Origin of the sequence: Microbacterium sp. NPDC008134 (genome assembly GCF_042957055.1) — a bacterium.
In the GTDB taxonomy this organism is placed as follows: Bacteria; Actinomycetota; Actinomycetes; order Actinomycetales; family Microbacteriaceae; genus Microbacterium.
This window is the reverse complement of record NZ_JBIBHO010000001.1, coordinates 471387-487357: the sequence shown is the minus strand read 5'-3', so window position 1 is coordinate 487357 and position 15971 is coordinate 471387. Positions and strand designations below refer to the sequence as shown.

Genomic DNA, 15971 nt, shown 5'->3' with positions numbered 1-15971 from the left:
TCTCGCCGGCGGCGCGATTCGTCGAGGCGGAGAACGCCGCGATTCAGCCGGAGACGACGAACCCGAGCGTCACCAGGCCCGCGACCGACACCGCGCAGGCACCGAGGAACGCGAGGAGCGCCGCGCGACTGCGACGCATCGCCTGACGCGTCACCGACGGAAGCGCCGGGTTCTCGACGCGCGTCGGCGCCGGGCCACCGCCGACCACGGGCGGTGCCGTCGGCACGAGGGGAGCGGGCCGGGGCTTGTAGATGGCGGGTGGCTCGGGTGCGGTCGGACGCTCGAACGAGAGCGCGCTCCGCGGGATCGTGTCGTCGAGCGGGGACGGCTCGTCGAAAACCGTGTTCCGCTGGCGACGCCGTCCACGCCGCGGACGCACGATCGTCTCCTCGAGGCCCGACGGTGCGACGGCGGCGCCGCCCGAGCGATCGACGACGACCGTCGATTCGTCCATCTCGAATGCCGCGGGGCGCGCGCGGTCGATCACGACGGTCTCCTCGTGGCCCTCCGGCGCCGACGCGGGCCGAGAGCGATCGACGACGATCGTGGCCTCGTCGACATCGGATGCCGCGGGGCGGGAGCGCCCGACCACCACGGTCGCCTCGTTGTCCTCGACGTGCGCCTCGGCATCCGCCAGCGCCGCGTCCACCTGCGCCGCATCCGCCTGCGCGGCATCCGCTTGGGCTCCGGCATCCGCGTGCGCTGCCGCCCGACGACGGTCGCGGCGGGTGACGATGACGGTCTCCTCGTCGATGCTCTCGTCGGTCATCGGGCGCGCACCGGGATCGTCGTGCCCTCGAGCATCGAGTCGGTGCCGACCGAGACCGCCATGCGTCCGGCCGTGTCGTCGTCGCGTCCGGCGCGCAGGCCGCCGGTGACGACGTCGATCACGACGACCGAGACGTTGTCGCGACCGCCCGCCTGCAGCGCGCGGCGGACGAGGGCGGATGCCGCCGTCTCCGGGCGCCCGCACATCGTCAAGGTCGCGCGGATCGCCTCGTCGCTCACCTCGCCGCTGAGACCGTCGGAGCAGAGCAGCAGGCGTTCGCCGTCGATCACGGGGAGCAGCCAGCTGTCGGCCTCGCTGTCGGCGGCTCCGATCGCGCGCGTGATGATGTTGCGCTGGGCGAAGGTCGCGAGGTCCTCGGGACGCAGCTCGCCGGCGTCGACCATCTCCTGACCGAGCGAGTGATCGATCGTCAACTGCACGAGATCGTTCGCGTGATGGCGGTACACCCGGGAGTCGCCGACGTTGAAGACGAGCCAGTGCGGCAGCCCCTCGTGCTCGACCAGGGCCACTCCCGAGACCGTGCTGCCGGCGCCCTGCTTGTGCGCGGCGGCGATCGATTCGACCACGGCCGTCGCACGCCCGAGCGCCAGGCGCACGTCGTCGATCGTGACCGCGGTGCCCCGGAGCGGCTCGAACGCCGCGACGACCGCCGCACTCGCCCGATCGCCCGCCTCGTGCCCGCCCATGCCGTCGGCCACGAGGAACACGGGCGAGGCGGTGAGCAGGGAGTCCTCGTTCGCGGCGCGCTTGAGACCGGTGTCGGTCAGCGACGCGACGTTGAGGACCACCTGATCGACGGTCACGAATCGCGCTCCGCGATCACGTGCATCCCGACCTCGCCGAGGATGAAGCGCCCGGTTCCGACGACGCTCTCGCCCGGGTCGAGCAGGATCTCGGTTCCGTCCTCGGCCACCACGACGACGCCATTGGTCGCGTGCAGATCGGTCAGTCGCCACTCGTCGTCCGTGACGACGAGACGCGCGTGCGTCTTCGAGAGGGTGCGGGTCGCGTCGGTGATCGACAGACGCTGCTCGCCCGGGTCGCCGGTGGGGTTGCGTCCGATCACCACGCTCGCGCCCGAGAGCGCGAAGGTGCGACCGTCGTCGAGCACGAGCGACCGGCGCACCCCGCGCTTGCGGGCCACGACGACGGTCGCCTCGAGGTCGTCTTCGACCGCGACCTGTCGCGGCTTGATGATGGTCTGCGCGAGGTCGTCGTCGAGGAAGTCCTCGGCTTCGGCCGCGGGCGTGATCGCTTCGGGCGTGACCGCTTCAGGCCGGGGTGCGTCGGGCGCGGGGCGGGTCACCGGAGGCGTCGCCGGGGCGGCGGGCGGCGGAGTCGCGATGAGCGGCACCGGCGGAACGACCGATGCCGGGGCATCGGGTGCGGCGGCCGGCGGTGCGGGCGGGGCTGGGGGCGCTGCGGGAGTGTGGGCCGGCGGCCGCGGAGCGAATGCTTCCGGCAGCGGGTACTCCCCCGGCGAGGCGGCCGGCCGTGCGGGCGGGGCTGCCGGTGGGGCGGGCGGGGCTGCCGGCGGTGCGGCCGGCGGTGCGGCCGGAGGCGCGGCCGGTGCAGGATCTGCCGGCGACTGCGGAGCAAGGGAAGCCGCCGGTGGCGCGAAGGATGGCGCCGGTGGCTGCGGCGTCGAGAGCTGCGGAGCCGGAGGCTGCGGCGCAGAAGCCGGAGCCTGCGGGGCGGGGGCGAACGCCTGCCATTCGGCGGGCATCCCAGTGTTACCGGCGGCGGACGGAGCGGATGCCTCGGCTCGCCCGTTCGTCGGGCGGGGAGCCGGGACGAAGCCACCCGCCGGCGCCGCGTTCGCGTGCGTCGAGGCGGGGCGCTGCGGAGCGAAGGCAGGGAGCGCGTAGTCACGGGTGTCGCCCGTCGTGGGGGCCAGGAGCGGCTGAGGCGAGCGGCGCGGCCCCGGCTGCAGGGCCGCGAGGCGGTCGCCCTCCGGGTACGGCGGCGCCCCGGCGGCGAGGATCGAGGCCCACACGGGCGGCAGCAGGATGGCGAGCACGGTCGACCCGGCGCCGCGATCGAACTGCTGGTTGATGCGGTGTGTCGCGATCACCTTGAGATAGATGCCGTAGATCTGCAGGATCGGGATCAGGGAGAAGATGACCTTCCAGGCCGCCACCCCACCGCGGGCGAGGATCTCCGCCTCGTTGAGGATGGGCACCCACCCCTTCCACGCCTCTCCACCGAGCCGCGGGAACAGGCGCGACAGCGCCACCGCGTACCAGACGTAGATGCCGATGCCGACGAGCAGGCCGACACCCCATCCGATGAGGATCATCGAGAGCAGTCCGGACTCTGCTGACGGTGTCATGGGGTCTCCTTCTGCCGGTCGTGGGGCGATTCGGCTACTGCGAGCGTACCGATCACCGGACGACGACCCGAGAAACCGACGCCGTTCGTCGGCCTCGCACGGTTGAGCAACGAGGTCAGACGCAGCCGCGCGACCAGCCGTCGCCAGCGGCTGTCGGCCGCGGACAGTGCGGCCCGTTCGTCGTCGACGATCTGCCAGGCGGCGACGGCATCCGCGTCGGTGGGCGGATGCCCCGCGAAGATGCCCTGATCGACAAGCACCGCGAGCCGCACGGCCGCCGAACGGTCGGTCGAGCGGGCGCGCTGCACGCGTGTGCCCTGCGCCTGCATCACGACATCGTGATCGGTGTAGAGATCGACGAGCTCCTCCCAGGCGCCGGCGAGGCGTACCTCCGGGTCGCCGGCGTCGCGCCGTGCGCGCGACCGGCGACGCTTCGCGACGAGCAGCACCAGGAGCGGAAGCGTCAGGAGCACGAGGGCGAGCACACCGAGGCCTGTGGCGCGCAGGATCGGCAGCAGAGCGGCCAGGAACTCCGACTCGGGGGCCTCGAGCGGAGGAGCGTCGTCGTTGGAATCGCTCTGCGCCTGCGGCGGGTCGAGCGCCTCCGAGCGGGGCTGCTCCGGAACGGTCGGATGCTCGGGCAGCTGCTCGCCCTCGGTGATCGCGCTCGGCAGCATCGCGTACTGCGGCGTGACGTCGATCGGCATCCATTCGCCGCCGGGAGAGCGCACCTCCACCCAGGCGCTCATGCTCTCGCCCGTGCAGACCTCGGTGCAGGCCGGAATCCCCGGCACCTCTTCGGCGCCCGCGAGACGCGCTCCGATGACCACGCGCGACTCCAGTCCCCAGTGCTCGGCGAGCAGCGCGGCGGCCGTCGAGAACTGCTCGTCGTCACCGATCGCCGACACAAGCAGCTCGGGCGCGGCATCCGATCCCGCCCGGCGCTCCTGCTCGACCATCGCGGTGAAGACCTCTTCGATGCGGGCGGCCGAATGTCCGGCGTAGCTCGACGCGAAGCCGTATCCCTCGGCCTCCTCGAGCGCGGCGATCCAGCCGGCCGACGCCGCATCGTCGAGCACGGCGTGGCTGAGGTACCCCCGCGCCCGCAGGCGGTCGATCAGTTCGACGTAACCGGCGCCCGTGCGCGGCTGCTCCTGCATCTCGGCCCACTCGACCAGCGCGGGGAACGCGTCGGCATCGAGCGTCGAGTCACCGCCCTGCAGCGCCGCGATCCCGTCACCGGCATCCGGAGCGTCGACGAGCACCGAGTAACGATCGCCGGGCACCAGGCCGCTCCCGCCGCCGGGAGCATCCGCGATCGTGATCGCCGTGTCGCCGTCGGCGTCGATGTGGAACCCGTCGGCGAGAGCATCCGCCCGCGCTCCGGCGAACGCCGGCGCTTCGGCGAGTCCGGCCGGCGCCGGAACCCAGATACCGCGATAGGCATCACCGATAGTGAGGTCGAGGGCGACGCGCCCGTCCCCGGGGCCGGCCGTGCGCGGGAGGCGGCTGAACCGGTCGTCCTCCGCGATGTGGAAGTCGTTGCCGTCATAGGCGTCGAGCGTCACGAGACGGATGCGGTCGACGGCGCCGGGATCGCCCTGCACGCCGAACACGGTCTCATCGAGGCGGTCGCCCGTGAACCACGAGCGGTAGGAGCCGAGCGGGCTCGTCTGCTGCTGCACGACGATCATCGGCTCGACCTCGTCGCGGAGCACCGAGCGGTCTGTCCACCCGGCGGCGACCGGGGCCGCCGCAAGTCCCGCGACGAGAGCGACGACGACGAGCGCGCCCGCGAGCAGGTGCCGACGGATGCTGAGCCACACCGGTGCCGATCGGCGCGAGATGCCGGTCGCCGCGACGATGCGGAGTGCCTGCGCCCGCTCTATGCGCGCACGACCGATCACCCAGACCAGGGCGGCCGCGAACACGCCGACCCCGATGAGCCACTCGCGCGGGGCCGGGATCTCGATGCCGAGCACGACGATCGGCGAACTCGTCGCGCTCAGTCCGAAGGCGATTCCGAAGACGCTCATCGCGACGACGACGGGGACCGCGGCCAGCGCGCGCCGCCCGGGGTGCAGAGCGAGGAAAGCGGCGAGGAACCCGCCGAACAGCATCACGACCAGGAACGGGACGAGCACCGCCTGATACTCGCCGAGCGGCGGGGCGAGCGTCAGCATCTGCTTCCACCCCAGCACGACGCCGAGCACGGCGTCGCGCAGGCCGCCGAGGAACGCGGGCACGGACGACAGCGCCGACGGGATCGCGAGGGGCACCGAGACGATCAGATACACAGCCACCGCGGCGAGCGCCGCAAGGAGCGCACCCCAACGCAGTACCCGCGCGAGCACGGCCACACCCATGCCGAGCAGACCGCCGACGATGCCGACGACGAGCGCGCGCGGTGATTCGTAGACGGGCCAGGCGGCGGCGGTCGCGAGGGCGATGCCGACGACCACGAAGCCGAGCGCCCAGAACGTGAGGGCCGAGAAGCGGAGCGCGGTGCCGGTGATGCCGCGGCGCGTCGCGCGCGTGCCGCTCAACGGAGGGCTCCGCGGGCCAGCATCTGCGGGAGGTCGCCGAGCGCTCCGAGGGTCATCACCGACAGTTCGCGGGCGGTGCGCATCGTCGGCTGCTCCCCCAGTTCGCTGCGGATGGCGACGGCGTCGACCTGTGCGGGAAGTTTCACCGCGGCGTGCCGAAGGCGGTCGAGCGGTGTGCGCGACCCGGTGAGCAGGAAGCCGATCGACAGGTCGGGATACGACTGCACGGTCAGCGCGGCCACGGCCTCGAGGCGCATGACCCGATCGGAGGCGTCGAGCATCGAGGTCGCATCGAGCATCGCCTTCGGGGTGACGGTCGGCAGGGTGCGGATCGACAGCACCTCGGTGCGGCTGTGCTCGGGAATCTCGTTGCTCACCGAGAACAGCACGTCGCGCCCGTCGCGCACCCCCTGCAGGGCGAGGGATGCCGCGGCGCTCACGGTGTTCTCGAACTCGTCGTCGCTGTCGTACGACTCGGCGTCGAGGTCGAGGATGATCGCGATGCGGGCGTGCCGCGACTCCTCGTACTGGCGCACCATGAGCGTGCCTGTCTTGGCCGTCGACTTCCAGTGCACGTGGCGCTGCGAGTCGCCCACGACGTATTCGCGCACGGCGTGGAACGACAGGTCGGCGTCGACGAGCGTCGTGCTCGGGGTGCCGTCGAGGTCGCGGATGAGACCGGCGCTCGTGCTCGGGATGCGCACGGTGACGGGGTGCACGTGGATGCGCTGCACTTCGGGCCAGCGCATCTCGCGGCGCAGGATGCCGATCGGATCGCCGCGCGTGATCGTCATCGGTCCGACGTCGATCACTCCGCGCCGGTGGGCCGCGATCGTGAGCTCCTCACGGTGATGCCCGTCGGGGCGCAGCAGCGGGACGTGCGCCTCGACGAGTCCCTCGCCGACCGGCACGTCGACCACGCCGGGGAGCGACAGGCGGGTGCCGTTGTTGCGCACGTCGAGCACCGCGCCGATCTCGGCGCCCGCGACCACCCGGTCGCGGTCGAGCGTGAGGTGGATGCGGTAGTCGTGCGCCCCGAGCACGAAGGGGATGCAGACGATCAGCAGCACCAGCGCGATCGCCGCCACTGCCCATGCCTCGACCCACCCGAACAGCAGACCGGCGACGACGCCGAGCACCAGGGCCGCAGCGACGAGCAGCCCCGCGGCCGTCACCGTCTCGCGCACCCATCCGGCCGTACGGTGCGCGGCTCGGCCGATCGAGCGCCCGGCCCGGCGCATGCCGAACACCGCCCCGCGCACGGGGCCGCGGCGCGTGCGCGAGTATCGCGTCACCGTCGCCGTGCGCGTCGAGGTCGACGTGCCGGCGGTGGTGCGGGTCAGGCGCGATTCGGTGTTGAAGCTCACGCAGTGCCGTTCTCGCGCGGGGGTTCGACGTCGAGAAGGATCTGGCCGACCACGGCCACAGCGGTCACGCCGTCGAACTCGGCCTCGGGCTCGAGCACGAGGCGGTGCGCCAGCGCGACGACGGCGAGTTCACGCACGTCGTCGGGGGTCGCGTAGGTGCGGCCGTTCTTCGCCGCCCACGTCATCACGAGGCGCGAGAGCGCGATCGCGCCGCGCACGCTGGCACCGAGACGCACCTCGGATGCCCGGCGCGTGGCGTCGACGATCCGCATGATGTAGTCGGAGACCAGCGGGTTCACGTACACGCCGCGGGCCATTTCGGTCATGGTGAGGATGGTGTCGGTGCCGACGATGCCGTCGAGCACGCGAGTGGGCTGCGCCGCTCCCTGCAGGATGCGCATGGTCGCCGCGTCGTCGGGGTAGCCGATCGACGTCTTGATCATGAAGCGGTCGAGCTGCGCCTCGGGCAGACGGTACGTGCCGCCCTGCTCGATCGGGTTCTGCGTGGCCATCACGAGGAACGGCGAGCCGACCGAACGGGTGACGCCGTCGACCGTGACGGTGCCCTCCTCCATGACCTCGAGCAGAGCCGACTGCGTCTTGGGGCTCGCGCGGTTGATCTCGTCGGCGAGCACGATGTTCGCGAACACCGGACCCGCGTGGAACTCGAACGTGCCCGCCTTCTGGTCGTACACGGTGATACCGGTGACGTCGCCGGGGAGCAGGTCGGGGGTGAACTGGATGCGCGTACTCGTGCCCGAGATGGTCTGGCCGATCGCGCGGGCGAGAGCCGTCTTGCCGGTGCCAGGGTAGTCCTCGAGCAGCACGTGCCCGCCGCTGATGCCCGCCGCGAGCACGAGCTCGACGACGTGACGCTTGCCGAGCACGACCTGCTCGACGTTGCCGGTGAGGATCGAGAACGTCTCGGCGAACCAGGCGGCCTGTTCGGGGGCGATGGTCACGGGTGCAGCGGAGGAAGCAGGCATAGGAGCAACAGTATTCTTCTCGATGGTCTCGGACGGGTCAGGGGGTCGTCGGGTTGCAGGCGGCGGGCAGGTGATGCGTGATCGGTGCGAGCGAGGCGTATGCCCCGGTCCACGTGAGGGTGATGTCGTAGGAGGGCGGGTCCTCCGCGGTCGCACCCGGGATCTCCACCGGGGTGCCGAGAACGTAGGAGCCGCGAGCGGCGCCCGAGACGCTGACGACGTCTGCGGGATTCTCGGTGAGACACGGCTGGAACTGCGCATCGACGATGGTCGGAGCAGTCTCAGCGGTGACCTGCACGGCCGCCGAGCAGTGGACGGTGACCACGGAGTGGCAGCCCTGAGCGGTGATCTGACCTGGCGCGTTGTCACGGCTGAGATCGAACTCCTGCGTCCTCGCGCCGTACATGTTGTACCAGACGACGAAACCGTTGCGCACCGAGATCGACGGACCACGCTCGAGCGGATATGCGTAAAAGCCGTCGCTCTTGTTCGGAGTCGTCGCGACGCGGTAACTCGCGTCGCCGCCCGGCCCCTCGACCGAGGTGAAGGTGAAGACCTGGATCGTCGAGCTCTCGCTGACCCCGTAGCCGTTCGACGCGCAGGCCTTGACGTTGTAGAGCTGGTACTCGACCAGGCCCGTCAGAGAGGGTGACGATGACGATGCCTCCGCGCCCGAGACCTGGAGCTCGCCCGTGGGGCTCGCCGTGCAAGACACACTGCCCGAGCGCCAGGCGACGTACCTGATGTCCACGCCGCGGTCGCTGCCGTTTGCCTGCGCAGCCCCGGCGCCGGGCGAGGAGATGCTGATCGAGGTGTTCGACGATGCGCCCGCGCTCGTGTTCGAAGGTTCGAAGTACACCGTGCCGGCCGCGGTCACCTGGGTGCGGAACGCCCCACCCTCATTACCCCCGTCGCCGGTGGGCGGCTGGAACTGACTGATCGGCACGATCGTGAGAGTTTGCGCACCCGGCGCGAGCGTGAGCTGCGCGGTCGTCGTGCCTCCGGTGCGGTCGATGACCTGCCCCGTCTCCTCCACGCGGAACGAGCGGGCGTCATCGGGCGCATCGATCGACAGCTTCACGACCCCGCGATTGCGCTCGGTCGTTCCGGCGACGTAGATCGGCGCCGCCTGTGCATTCGACACGGTCGGGGCCGCATACGCCCAACTCGTGTGCGCGGAGGTCGGCGCCGAGGCGCCGACGGCGTTGACCGCGGATGCAGTGAACGCATGCGGTTCACCGTTGACCAGGCCGTTCACCGTGCAGCGGTACAGGCCACCACCGGCCGGCGCGCACGAAGCGTTCGCGGCGGCGCCGTCCTGCTGGATCGTCACGCCGGTGACCGAGGGGTGCGCGCGTCCGGCCTCGCCCAGCGGCACCTCCAGCACGACGGTCGAGCGCGTGTACCCGACGGTCGTCACGCTCGCCGGCGCCTGCGGGTAGCCCTGCAGATCGAGGGTGAGAGTTCCGGTACCGGTGCGCCCCTGAGCATCCGCCACGACGAACGGCACCACGCACTGACCGCCGGGGGCCTGCCCGCCGCCGGGCCAGCTCGCGGTGATCGCGCGCTCCCCGGAGGCGGCGAGCGAGGCGACGTCGCAGCGCGCGCCCGAGCCGAGCGACACGAGCTTCAGCCCCGCACCTGTCTTGCCCGCGAACGGGTCGTATTCCCCGGCGATGTCGACGACGTCGATCGAGCAGCTCGGGCTCGTCACAACGCACTGCTTCGTGAAGGTCGCACCGCGCGGAGCATCCGGAGGTGCCGCCCCGACGACCAGGCGCACGGATGCCGCCGCCTCGCCGAACTGCGCGACGGTGACGTCGACCGTCTCGGACGTGCCGGGGCGCGCGTCGGCGTGCGCCTCGACCGTGAGCGACGGCCCGTTCTGAGTGACGGTGAACGACGCCCCGCGGTAGACGGTACGGAAATCCAGCGAGCCGGCATCGCCCTCGCGACCGCCCTCCCAACTCGCCATGTTCGCGTAGAGGTCGAAGTCGGCGCTCGCGCCCGGCGCGACCGTGTGCGCGATCGACGACAGCAGCAGCTGCGGCTCGGCGGGGCGGATGCTGATGGGCACGTCGATGTACGACCAGCGCTCCTGGCCCTGGAGTCGGACCGGCACGAGGCAGGTGTCGGACCATGGCGCTTCGCGGCCGGCGCGATAGGTCGCCTCGCCCCCGCCGGACGGGAGGCAGACGGCAGCGGCGCGCTGCGTGGTGAACTCGCCCGTGCCGATCTCGACCGCGTCGTCGGCCGCGAGATCGACGAAGTCGGACACGACGAACGACTTCTCGGCATCCTCGTCGACGACCACCGGGGTCGCGCCCGGCGTGATCTGCACCTGCATGTCGTCGAAGGCGGGGATGTGGAGGAAGCCGTAGGCGACGACATCGCGTCCCCCGGCCGCGGTACCCGTCAGCTGGAAGGGCACGAGCGCCCCGTCGGTCGGCGCCTCGCCGACGATGCGGTCGCCCTGCACCGTGAACCCGGGCTGATCGCCCCACAGGCTGAGCTTCAGCGCACTCGCGTCGCCCGAGGGCCAGCTCACCCGATCGGTGACGACGTCGATGCCGCGGTCGGCGAGGTCTCCCCGGTCTCGGGCGGTCAGCACCGTGTCGGAGACCGTGGGCTGATCGGTCACTGCACCGTCGGTCACCGAGACCACGATGAGGCCCTGCGCGGTGCTCTGCGTGCGGCTCGACGTCACCGTGTAGAAGTAGGAGTTCGTGCCGGCGACATCGCCTGCGCGCAGCACGACGCGTCCGTCCTCGAGCGACGTGTCGGAGTCAATCAGCGACTTCAGCCGCTCGTACAGCGGGTTGCCGGCGACCGGCGGGGCATTGGGCACGAGCTCGGTGATCTCGAGATCGCCCTGCGCCGGGTCGAGGTCGTTGGCGCGGGGGTCGAGCACGATCGGCGTCGACGACCCGGCCTCGACACGCACGTAGTCGCTGAAGGTCACGGGGGCCGCGTCGTCGATGTCGGCGTCGAGCACGCCGATGCGCACGAGCCCCGTGCCCGTCTCGCCCTGCGGATCGCGCACCGTGTAGCGGAACGTCGCCTGGCCACCGTCGACTCCACCCGCCGGGGCGCGGTAGACGATCGCGTCACCGCGCGCCGAGATGGTCGCGGTGCCCGCACCCTTGCCGGGCTGCTCGATGCCCGCGAGCACGACGCGGTCGCCGTCGCTGTCCATGCCGGTCGCGGGCACCGGCAGCGAGACGGTCTGTCCGCTCAGAACCCGCCCCGTGAGCGTGGTCGGCGTGGGCGCGCGGTTGGTACCCGGCGGCACGACGGTCACCGTCACGGCGCCGTCGTCGGAGAGGGCGGGGTTGCGCTCGAGCGAGACCGAGTACGTCAGTCGGTACGTGCCGGGCGTCGTCGGCGCGAGATAGCGGAGTGCGTTGCCGTCGGCGAAGACGAGCTCTCCCTCTTCGCCCGAACCGGTCACCTCTGGCTGCACGACGAGCGGCTCACCGCGCGGCGCCACGTCGTTCGCGGTCACGTTGATACGGGTGAGCGAGCCGGCGCGCACGGTGATCGCGTCGGGGAAGACGATCGGTCGGGTGACGGTCGACGGCGGCGTGAGGAACACGGTCACCGTGCCTCGCACGGCGGCGCCGGATCCGTCAGCGACCGTCACGCGCGCACGGCCGATCACGCCGGGCTCGCCATCGTCGGTCGTGCCGTTGACGCGGATGCTCTCGTTGTTCACGACGCGCACGCTCAACTGGGGCGACGAACTCTCGGCGCCCGAGAGCATGAGCACCCGGCCCGTGGTGTTCTGCACGGCGCTGAGCACGTCGACCGTCGTGTCCTCGCCCTCGCGCACGAAAGCGGTGAGCGGTGCCATCGTGAGCGGCGCCGCCCCGTCGACCGCGGTGATGCGGATCACCGCCGACTGCTCGGCCTGTGTCGTGACGTCCTGCGCGGTGTACGTCACGACGTACTGACCGGGTTCGGCGACCGTGAGCTCGACGTCACCGGAGGCGAGGTTCGGGGCGACTTCGAGGCCCGCCGCCGTCGCAGCGGTCTGCACGGCATCGACCAGACGGTACGACCCGGAGCCGCCCGAGAGATGATCCGAGATGCGGATCGACTGGGCCTCCCCCACCCGCGCCGTCAGCGCGACCGGGGCGGCGATCAGAGCGGGGCTGCCCGTGACCTGCACGTCGAGGGTCTTCTCTGCTCGCGCACCGTGCACGTCTTCGACGACGACGGTCACGGGGATGACGGCATCCGAAGCGTTCGGATCGGTGTGGCGGATCGCGACGCGACCGTCGGCCATCGGAACGACCATGACCGGGGCCGCCGAGTCGGTCTCGAAGGCGTCGACGAGCACGAAGGGGTCGCCCTCGGGATCGACCCAGCCCGACAGCGCCGAGACGACCGTGCTCCCGCCGGGGAGCAACTGGGGCGTCGGCCAGTCCTGCTGGCACGCGTCGACGCCGCACCAGACCGGGGCGGAGTTGACCTCGGGATCGACGATGGTGAGCGTCACGGTCGCGGGCGGCGAGACGGCGGCGCCGTCGGTCACCGCATAGGTGAACGAGGCCTGCCCGCTCGTCGCGGTCACGTCGACCACCAGCGCCTGCCCGTCCGACACGAGCGAAAGCTCCCCGAATCCGGAGTCGCCGAGCCCGGCCGACACCGACTCGGGGTCGATCGTCAGCACATCCTTCTTGTTCGGGTCGTGATCGTTGAGCAGCACGGGCAGGATGACCTGCTCACCGGCCCGGACGCCGAAGGAGTCGTCGACGGCGACGGGCGGCATCTGCTCCGCCACGTCCTCGACGATGATCGTGCCCTCCTGCTGCTCGGTGTCGTCTTCGATCGCCCACTGCTCGAGCGGGATGAGCACGCCGTCCGGCGCGGTCCAGAGCAGGCCGGTGCCGATCTCGCTGAGCACCACGCGGTCGCCGTTGCCCTGGAACACCGGCTCGATGGCCGAGGACTCGAGGGCGTCATCGGGGACGGACAGCGGCGTGGTCTCCCCGCCGGCCCACAGGGTTCCCGACCCGGTGTCGAGCCAGGCGGCATACGTCGTCGTGCCGACGACCACGGGACGCGCAGGAACTCCGGATGCCTCGGCGATGCGTTCCGCGTCGCCGGAGGCGAGCGCGACGGAGACGAGTCCGTCGGCATCCGCGACGACGACGTCGTCACCGGAAGCCGCACCCGCCTGCAGTCGCGCGCCCTCGGCGACGTCGAGGTCGATCGGGGCGTCGACATCGGAGGTCCAGAGCCGACCCTCCGCGGCCTCGAGCATCGCCCAGCGATCGCCGACGACGGTGAGCTCGAGGCCGTCGCCGCCCTCGGGGGCCTCGGCCACCTCCGCACCGTCGCCCAGGAAGCGGTACTCGTCGATGTCGAACCGGCGCACCGCGCCCTCTTCGGCCGAGTACAGAGCGAGCACTCCCTCGGGAGAGAGCCCGATCGCGTCGGCCGTGTACGAAGGAGGGGCCTCGCCCTCCTCGACCTCGACGGCGGCGAAGGGATCGACCAGTGCCGTTCCCGCTCCCGCGTCGACCGTGGTCACGGACACCTGTCCGGTGTCGGTGCGGTACGCCACGTACGGCCCGGCCGACACGATCTCGCGGGTACCCGCCGGAGTCGGCTCGGAGGCGAGCGGCGTGCCCTCGTCACCGGCATCCGCCACCAAGTCCCCGGGGCTCGCGGGATCGAGGTCCCAGCGCTGGCGGTTGCCCTGCGCGTAGAGCACGGCCGAGGACCCGCTCTGCCACACCGCTTCGGGATCGTCGACGTTGCGCACCGTATCGATCTCGGCGAGGTCGGTGTTGACGCGCGCGTACTGTCCGCTGTCGCGCATCACCCAGACGGCCGACTCGAGACGCGGCACCTCCTGGGACTGGTATCCCTGCGCCGTGACGGCCAGGGTGACGACCACGGCGAGTGCTGCGACGCCCGAGATCGCGGCGATGAGGCGCCCGCGAGAACGGGGCGTCGTCGCGGTGCGGTCGCGGTCGCCGATCGCCATCACAGAATCCCGGTGAGGAGGAGGATGCCGACGCCCGCACCCGCGATGACCACGGCGCCGACGAGCGCACCGATCACTCCGGCGACGAGCGGCGAGCGCGTGGGCGTGCGGGTCGCGACGGGAAGGTCATCGCGATCGCGAGCGGCACCCTGCTGCTTCGCCGCGCGGACGGCACGGCGGGAGTTCGGGGCGACGGTGGTGACGACGGGACCGCGCGGTGCGGCATCCGAGAAACTCACGGGCGACGCCGCGGCCCACTCGGCCGAGGCCGCCTCGAAGGCGGTCGGCGCGATGCCGAGCTCGTACTGCGCGTGCCGCAGCCGGTCCGCGAACGCGGCCATGCTGGGGAACCGGCGCGCCGGGTCCTTCTCCATCGCCGTGGCGAGGATCGAATCGACGACCGGGGGGATGCCCGCGACCGGAAGCGGCGTGTACTTGGCCTTCACGATGCGCTGCGTGAGCTGATCGCGGGTGTTCGATGCGCGGTCCTCGCGCTCGAACGGGCTGCGGCTGGAGAGCAGCGTGTAGAGCGTCGCGCCGAAGCTCCAGACCTCGCTGGGCACTGAACCCGACACCTTCTCCTGCAGCACCTCGGGGGCGCTCCACGGAATCGACATCGCGATGGTCTCGGGGTCGCCCTCGTCGAGCACGGCGGCGGCGATACCGAAGTCGGCGAGCACCGGCGCCCCGAGCGAGTTGATGAGCACGTTCGAGGGCTTGATGTCTCGGTGCAGGAGTCCCGCCCGGTGCACGGTCTCGAGCGCACCGGCGATGCGCACACCGATGTCGAGCACCTCGGCGAGCGGGAGCGGCGCTTTCTTGTAGCGGGCGCTCATCGTGTCGGGGCAGTACTCCATCGCGAAGTACGGGCGGCCATCCGACGAGATCGACGCCTGATAGATCGTGACGATCGACGGGTGCGCACTGAGGCGTGCCGAGATGTCGGCCTCGACGTTGAAAGCGCGCAGGACCTCGGAGTTCACGGCATCCGCCAGCAGTACCTTGACGGCTGCGACGCGACGCGGCATGTCCTGCTCGTAGAGGAAGACATCGGCGAACCCACCGGAGCCCAGCGGGCGCACATAGCTGTAACCGGCCAGCACAGGGGGCGTGGAGGCAATCCGCTTCGCCACTCACCCTCCCCCGGGAATTGTCATCGACGGGGGTCGCATCGAAAGCGCCGCGGCACGAGCGCGCCGCGGGTTCCCCCGCGCACGAGTATAACCGCGACCGGCGACACGCTCAGACGCGCCAGCATCCCTCGATATGGTCGTCGACCATTCCGGCCGACTGCATCAGGGCGTACATTGTCGTCGCGCCGACGAAACGGAACCCCCGTTTGCGCAGCTCCTTGCTCATGGCCGTCGACTCGGCGGTCACCGCCGGCACGTCGGCGAACGACACCGGACGGATGCCGGACGCCGGGGGCGCGAACGACCACATCAGCTCGTCGAGCTCGCCCTCGGCCATGCCGCGCACGAGCTGCGCGTTGCCGATCGTCGCCAGGATCTTCGCGCGATTGCGGATGATCCCGGCGTCGCCCATCAGCCGTTCGACGTCGTCGTCGCCGAACTCCGCGACGGCCTCCGGGTCGAACCCCGCGAACACCTCGCGGAACCGCGGACGCTTGCGCAGGATCGTGATCCACGAGAGCCCGGCCTGGAACCCTTCGAGCGCCATCTTCTCGAACAGGGCCCGGTTGCCGTGCAGTGGAACCCCCCACTCCTCGTCGTGGTAGCGGCGGTACTCGGCGTCGTCACCCACCCAACCGCAGCGCGCGCGTTCGTCGGGACCGGTGATCAACGAGCTCATATTTCCAACGCTAGCGGGGGCCACCGACACGTCCTTCGCGGTGGGGCGCTTCGACAGGCTCAGCGACCCAGGAGGAGCAGGCTCAGGGACCCAGGAGGCTGGGTCCCTGAGCCCGAGACTGGGGCCCTGAGCCTGTCGAA

9 protein-coding genes are annotated in these 15971 nt (G+C 71.4%); all 9 read right to left on the bottom strand.

The features are described from left to right. Nucleotides 1–43: 43 nt before the first annotated feature. The 9 genes from ACFY9N_RS02300 to ACFY9N_RS02260 all read right to left on the bottom strand — a co-directional run bounded on the left by ACFY9N_RS02300 (nucleotide 44) and on the right by ACFY9N_RS02260 (nucleotide 15831). Entirely contained in the window at nucleotides 44–769 is a 726-nt protein-coding gene (locus tag ACFY9N_RS02300; RefSeq protein WP_391476657.1) for a hypothetical protein, read from the bottom strand. Next, nucleotides 766–1593, bottom strand: coding sequence for a PP2C family protein-serine/threonine phosphatase (locus tag ACFY9N_RS02295; protein WP_391476656.1), 828 nt, complete (start codon nucleotides 1591–1593; stop codon nucleotides 766–768). Before ACFY9N_RS02295 ends, ACFY9N_RS02300 begins: the two co-directional genes overlap by 4 nt. Then, a complete protein-coding gene (locus ACFY9N_RS02290) occupies nucleotides 1590–3122 on the bottom strand; it encodes a DUF5684 domain-containing protein (protein WP_391476655.1) in 1533 nt (510 codons plus the stop codon). Before ACFY9N_RS02290 ends, ACFY9N_RS02295 begins: the two co-directional genes overlap by 4 nt. Further along, on the bottom strand, nucleotides 3119–5668 hold the full coding sequence (locus ACFY9N_RS02285; RefSeq protein ID WP_391476654.1) for a transglutaminase domain-containing protein: 2550 nt from the start codon (nucleotides 5666–5668) through the stop codon (nucleotides 3119–3121). The genes ACFY9N_RS02290 and ACFY9N_RS02285 overlap by 4 nt, the downstream gene beginning before the upstream one ends. Next, nucleotides 5665–7035, bottom strand: coding sequence for a DUF58 domain-containing protein (locus ACFY9N_RS02280; protein ID WP_391476653.1), 1371 nt, complete (start codon nucleotides 7033–7035; stop codon nucleotides 5665–5667). The genes ACFY9N_RS02285 and ACFY9N_RS02280 overlap by 4 nt, the downstream gene beginning before the upstream one ends. Further along, a complete protein-coding gene (locus ACFY9N_RS02275) occupies nucleotides 7032–8021 on the bottom strand; it encodes an AAA family ATPase (RefSeq protein WP_391476652.1) in 990 nt (329 codons plus the stop codon). Before ACFY9N_RS02275 ends, ACFY9N_RS02280 begins: the two co-directional genes overlap by 4 nt. Nucleotides 8022–8058: 37 nt before the next feature. Further along, nucleotides 8059–14019, bottom strand: a complete 5961-nt coding sequence (locus ACFY9N_RS02270) for an Ig-like domain-containing protein (protein WP_391476651.1) — start codon at nucleotides 14017–14019, stop codon at nucleotides 8059–8061. Next, a complete protein-coding gene (locus ACFY9N_RS02265) occupies nucleotides 14019–15152 on the bottom strand; it encodes a serine/threonine-protein kinase (RefSeq protein ID WP_391476650.1) in 1134 nt (377 codons plus the stop codon). The genes ACFY9N_RS02270 and ACFY9N_RS02265 overlap by 1 nt, the downstream gene beginning before the upstream one ends. Before the next feature lie 109 nt (nucleotides 15153–15261). Then, the gene (locus tag ACFY9N_RS02260) at nucleotides 15262–15831 is read right to left on the bottom strand and encodes a DNA-3-methyladenine glycosylase I (RefSeq protein ID WP_391476649.1); all 570 of its coding nucleotides are present in this window, start codon (nucleotides 15829–15831) and stop codon (nucleotides 15262–15264) included. Nucleotides 15832–15971 lie beyond the last annotated feature (140 nt).